Below are 5,652 nucleotides of genomic sequence, written 5' to 3' on the forward strand. Positions count from 1 at the left end.
ACGGCAGGCGATACCTACATGGACATATCTTTCAAAGCGAACATCATCCCTCTTGTTTCAGCGGCAATCGCGATTGTCTCCCTGTTCGTGGCAACCCGCTCGCTGGCGCAGAGTAAGCTCAGCGCCCGCCTGGCTAGCTACAATGCACGCGGTAGCTATGATGTTTTCCTGACAAAAGACAGCCGATTTAAACGCTATTTTGGCAATGCGAATCATCAGGTCAAAATTTATAGTTCAGTGATGTCTGGCACTATAGATTTTGATTATGCGATCAATATCGTGGCGAAAAACGGCGGTATTTACCGGGCGCAGCTTTTTGAAAATATCGAAAAGCGCGAGTACATTGGGATCGGCACCACTGGTCCTGCGTTAAGACCCTCCATCCCTAAGCTCAGCCCGCCCAAAGAATATGCTAATCAAGGCCGGGTCTCTTTTTATGGCACGCCGCTCTTTCCCTACTTTTCTGCGGCAGGCCGCGAGGATGATGCCGATGAGCAGGATGCCATCCAGCTTAACCGTTATCATCAATATATTGAGATCAGCGATTTTTGTGGCAACACCGAGATGTGGTACCTGGCGTTTTCACTGCACCTTTCCAACCAGGAAGGTGGCTTTAATAAGGCGCATGGGTGGCGAGCACTCGCTAAAAACAGCACGCCTTATAAATACTATAGGTTCTCTGATGTCACTATCGTCTCCCCTAAAGACCTGCCGAAAAATTTGGATGCGGCACTGACCCCGCAGCAAACGCTGGAAGAGATCAGAGGGAGTGAAGAGTCATGGCAGCCCTCAGCGCAGCTAAGCGAGGATGGCTGGGAGGCGATGAATAATAAACTCAAGCTCTATGAGATGCGGGAGTACTATCGTTTCATAAGAAGGATTAAGGAAAGCTTAGCGTAAAGAAAAAGCCGACGGCATCGCTGCGGTCGGCTTTTTTCACGTCTGTTGCAATCAGGCGTTGTGCAACTGCTGCCCGCAGGCCATCACGCTTGCCAGCAGAACTTTTACGTCTTCCAGACACACGACAGGGTTGAGCAGGGTCAGCTTCAGGCAGGTGACGCCGTCGGCTTCCGTTACGCCCACGTTCGCTGCCCCGGAGGCCAGCAACGCATCGCCGATACGCTGGTTCAGCAACGCAACGCCTGCGGTGTCGCCGTTTTCCGGACGGAAACGGAACAGCACGCTAGCCAGCTGCGGCTGCATGACCAGCTCCAGCTGTGGCTGATCAACCACAAACTGCGCTACCTGCTGCGCCAGGGTCACGCCGTTATCAATGATTTCGGCATACTGCTTTTTACCCAGCGCTTCCAGGCCCATCCACAGCTTCAGGGCATCGAAACGGCGGGTGGTCTGCAGAGACTTGGATACCAGATTCGGCACGCCCTGCTCTTCATCGAAATCAGAGTTCAGGTACGCCGCCTGATAACGCATCAGCTGATAGTGACGCGCATCTTTCAACAGGAACGCGCCACAGCTGATGGTCTGGAAGAACTGCTTGTGGAAGTCCAGCGTGACGGAGTCCGCGAGTTCCAGGCCGTTCAGGAAGTGACGATACTTCTCAGACAGCAGCAGTGCGCCGCCCCAGGCCGCATCCACGTGCACCCAGATCTGCTCTTCAGCGGCCAGTGCGGCGATGTCAGCTAGCGGATCGATCGCGCCGGCATCGGTCGTCCCGGCAGTGGCGACAATCGCCATCACCTGCTCGCCGTTGGCTTTCGCCTGGGCCAGCTTCGCTTTAAGATCGTTGAGATCCATACGCGAGAATTGATCGGTTTTCACCAGCGTCACGGACTGGTAGCCCAGCCCCATCAGCGCCATGTTCTTCTGCACGGAGAAGTGTGCGTTTTCTGAACATAACACTTTAATTTTGCTGAGATTACCGGTCAGACCATGCTGCTGAACGGAGTGCCCCTGGCGAGCGAAAAAGGCATCGCGCGCAAGCATCAGGCCCATCAGGTTGCTCTGCGTACCGCCGCTGGTAAAGACCCCGGCGTCGCCTGCCGTGTAACCGACCTGCTCACGCAGCCACTCAATCAGCTTGATCTCTATGATGGTCGCCGACGGGCTCTGGTCCCAGGAGTCCATGCTCTGGTTGGTGGCGTTGATCAGCACTTCCGCCGCCTGGCTAATCACCAGGCTTGGGCAGTGCAGATGCGCCACACACTGCGGATGGTGCACCGAGAGGCTGTCCTTAAGGAAATACTCAACGGCACGCTCAATGGCGGCCTGGTTGCCCAGGCCCTCAGCGCTAAACTCTAAATTGATGCGCTCACGCAGTTCCGCAACGGTTTTGCCCTGGTACATCTCAGGCTGCTTGAGCCACTGCACCACCGCTTGCGTGCTCTGCTCAATGGCATCCTGGTAGGCGGCAATACTCTGCGCGGAACCAGAGAGAATCGGATTTAAATCAGACATGTGCTCACGTGCTCCGATTAAACAGGCTTCACGCCCGCGCTCAGCAGCGCATTTTCAAATTTATCGAGGAAGATCCCCAGCTCTTCTTTGCTGATCAGCAGCGAAGGCAGCAGACGCAGTACGCAGCCGCCACGGCCGCCGCGCTCGAGGATCAGGCCCGCTTCGAAGCATTTTTTCTGCAGCAGCGCAGAGAGATCGCCATCCGCCGGGTAGCAGCCCATGTGGTCCTGCGCTTCCTGCGGTTTAACGATCTCAATACCGATCATCAAGCCCAGACCGCGTACGTGCCCGATCACCGGGAAGCGTTTCTGCATCTCAGCCAGCTGGCCCTTCAGCCATTCGCCCTGCTCAGCCACTTTCTCGGCAATACGCTCTTCTTTCAGGATCTTAAGCGTGGTGAGGCCGGTAGCCATCGCCAGCTGGTTGCCACGGAACGTACCGGTATGGTGACCCGGAGCCCAGGCGTCGAACTGCTTTTTAATACCCAGCACGGCCAGCGGTAAACCGCCGCCTACCGCTTTGGACATCACGATAATATCTGGCTCGATACCGGCATGCTCGAAGGCGAAGAATTTACCGGTACGGGCAAAGCCCGCCTGAACTTCGTCAAGGATCAGCAGAATGCCGTGTTCCTGGGTCACTTTACGGATGCGCTGCAGCCACTCGGCCGGGGCCGGGTTCACGCCGCCCTCGCCCTGCACCGCTTCGAGGATCACAGCGGCAGGTTTACGCACGCCGCTCTCAACGTCGTTGATCAGGTTTTCGAAGTAGTAGGTCAGCGCTTTTACGCCAGCTTCGCCACCGATGCCCAGCGGGCAGCGGTACTGGTGCGGGTAAGGCATAAACTGCACTTCCGGCATCATGCCGTTAACCGCTTCTTTCGGCGACAGGTTACCGGTTACGGAGAGCGCGCCATGGGTCATGCCGTGGTATCCACCGGAGAAGCTGATCACACCGGAACGGCCGGTCACTTTTTTCGCCAGCTTCAGCGCCGCTTCAACGGCATCCGCGCCGGAAGGGCCGGTGAACTGCAGGCAGTACTCTTTGCCCTGACCCGGCAGCAGTGAGAGCAGATAAGCAGAGAACTCATCTTTTAACGGCGTGGTCAGGTCAAGCGTATGTAACGGTAAGCCACTGGTAAGGACGCTTTGGATGCTTTGGATCACCTCAGGGTGATTATGGCCCAGCGCCAGCGTTCCGGCGCCTGCAAGACAGTCAAGGTATTGTTTATTATCTGCATCGGTGATCCAGACGCCCTGCGCTTTAGTAATTGCTAATGGCAATTTACGCGGATAGCTTCTGACGTTGGATTCGAACTCAGCCTGTCTGGCGAGAAGGGTCTCATTGCTTTGCGGGAATGAATCAGCATTCAAAGAATCAATACGGACTTTATCCGTCATCATATCTCTCCTACAACCTGGAGTTGTTTCAACACCGGTTGAATAAGGGTTTAAGGGGGGGGTAAAAATCGCGGCTAATATATGTGTTTTCAGCAGCGGACTCAATCTTTTATTTTTTGCGGACTTTTATGTAAATTTGTATAAAAATCAATGACAAAAAATGTTTTCACACCGGTTTGACATAAACGTTAAAGAAAATATCGATTCAACGGGTTAAATCACTTACTATGCCCGCGTTTAAAATCCCAAACCTATAAGGAAGACCTTATTTAACTATTCATGCGATCCCACCCCAGCAACCTGTGAGAGGCAATGAGAGCAGGTTCCTGAGTTTTAAGTAGAAATGTTCGCGGGCGGACATTTCGTAAGGCGAAGACCCCTTCCCTTATGCCGAAATGAAAATTTTCATGCCATACCGATATGGCGCCCTGATATGAGATTGTTATGACTCACACTTATCCACACATCATCGTCGCCAAATTCGGCGGAACCAGCGTTGCTGACTTTGACGCGATGAGCCGCAGTGCCACCCTCGTTCTTGCTGATAAAAACGTTCGTCTGGTTGTCTTGTCTGCTTCCGCAGGCGTGACCAACCTGTTAGTCGAACTCGCTTCCGGTCTGGAAAGCCCCGTTCGGCTGGACAAAATTGCGACCCTGCGCGCCCTGCAATACAACATTATTTCACGCCTGAAACAGCCAGACGCCATTGGTCAGGAGATTGACCGTTTGCTCGACAACATCAGCCGCCTGGCTGAAGACGCTGTCGATTCCCCTTCAGCCGCGCTGTGCGATGAGCTGGTCAGCCATGGAGAGATGATGTCCTCCCTGCTGTTTGTGGAAGTCTTGCGTGAACGTGAAGAAGTCGAGACGCAGTGGTTTGATGCCCGCAAAGTCATTCGCACCGATGATACGTTTGGCTGCGCAGTACCGGCCATTGACGCCATTGCCGAGCAGGCGGAAAAACGCTTACGCCCACGTATTGCTCAGGCGCTGATAGTGACCCAAGGCTTTATTGGCAGCGACGCGGCGGGGCATACCACCACCCTGGGTCGCGGCGGCAGTGATTACACCGCCTCCCTGCTGGCCGAAGCGCTTAATGCCTCGCGTGTGGATATCTGGACCGATGTGGCCGGGATCTATACCACCGATCCGCGGATTGTGGCCCAGGCAAAGCGTATTGATACCCTGTCGTTCTCCGAAGCCAGAGAGATGGCCACCCTGGGTGCCAAAGTGCTGCACCCGGCGACGCTGCTCCCCGCCATTCGCAAAAACATTCCGGTATTCGTCGGTGCCAGCAACAATGCGTCAGCAGGCGGCACGTTGGTTCTCCGCGATGCGCTGGAACCCTCGCGCTATCGCGCCCTGGCCGTACGCCGTCAGCAGACCCTGTTGACGTTATCCAGCCTTAACGCGCAGCCGACACACCGCTTTTTAGCCGAGACGTTTGGGATTTTATCGCGTCATGAAACGGCAATCGACCTGGTGACCACCTCGGAGACCAGCATCGCGCTGATCCTCAACTCTACTGGCTCTACCTCAGGCGAGGCCGATACGTTGACTACCGCCCTGCTCACCGAGCTGTCGTCGCACTGCCACGTTGAGATCGAGACCGGGCTGGCGCTCGTCTCGTTGATTGGCAATGGGCTGGCGAAGGAAGCCGCGGTGTGCAAAGAGGTCTTTACCGAGCTGGAGACGCACGCCGTGCGCATGATTTGTCACGGGGCATCCAACCAAAGCCTTTGCTTCCTGCTGCCGGCGGCATCCGCAGACAGCGCGGTGAAAGCGTTACATCGCAGCCTGCTGGAATAAGCGCATTAGTTTTGCTCTGCTGTGTAGA

General features: G+C 55.3%; 4 protein-coding genes. 2 read left to right on the plus strand and 2 right to left on the minus strand.

What is annotated here, in order from left to right:
• Positions 1 to 900: hypothetical protein (locus FN633_RS04965; RefSeq protein ID WP_208673958.1), on the plus strand; the 900-nt coding region annotated here is incomplete at its 5' end.
• Between the two features lie 51 nt (positions 901 to 951).
• On the opposite strand, the gene FN633_RS04970 is transcribed toward FN633_RS04965, so the two are convergent.
• Together FN633_RS04970 and FN633_RS04975 are read right to left on the minus strand one after the other, a co-directional pair.
• Positions 952 to 2,415, minus strand: a complete 1,464-nt coding sequence (locus tag FN633_RS04970) for a pyridoxal phosphate-dependent decarboxylase family protein (protein WP_154056950.1) — start codon at positions 2,413 to 2,415, stop codon at positions 952 to 954.
• Between the two features lie 17 nt (positions 2,416 to 2,432).
• Positions 2,433 to 3,818: a diaminobutyrate--2-oxoglutarate transaminase gene (locus tag FN633_RS04975; RefSeq protein WP_154056951.1), complete on the minus strand. Its 1,386-nt coding sequence runs from the start codon at positions 3,816 to 3,818 to the stop codon at positions 2,433 to 2,435.
• Between the two features lie 441 nt (positions 3,819 to 4,259).
• On the opposite strand from FN633_RS04975, the gene lysC reads away from it, so the two are divergent.
• Positions 4,260 to 5,624 (plus strand): lysine-sensitive aspartokinase 3, encoded by a 1,365-nt coding sequence (gene lysC, locus FN633_RS04980; RefSeq protein WP_154056952.1) that lies wholly within the window; start codon positions 4,260 to 4,262, stop codon positions 5,622 to 5,624.
• Positions 5,625 to 5,652 lie beyond the last annotated feature (28 nt).

The sequence above is a fragment of the Pseudescherichia vulneris genome, assembly GCF_902164725.1.
GTDB classification, from domain to species: domain Bacteria; phylum Pseudomonadota; class Gammaproteobacteria; order Enterobacterales; family Enterobacteriaceae; genus Pseudescherichia; species Pseudescherichia vulneris.

Coding starts and splice junctions, on each gene's coding strand:
- FN633_RS04970 (WP_154056950.1), bottom strand. CDS start 2,415: ATGTCTGATTTAAATCCGATTCTCTCTGGTTCCGCGCAGAGTATTGCC.
- FN633_RS04975 (WP_154056951.1), bottom strand. CDS start 3,818: ATGATGACGGATAAAGTCCGTATTGATTCTTTGAATGCTGATTCATTC.
- lysC (WP_154056952.1), top strand. CDS start 4,260: ATGACTCACACTTATCCACACATCATCGTCGCCAAATTCGGCGGAACC.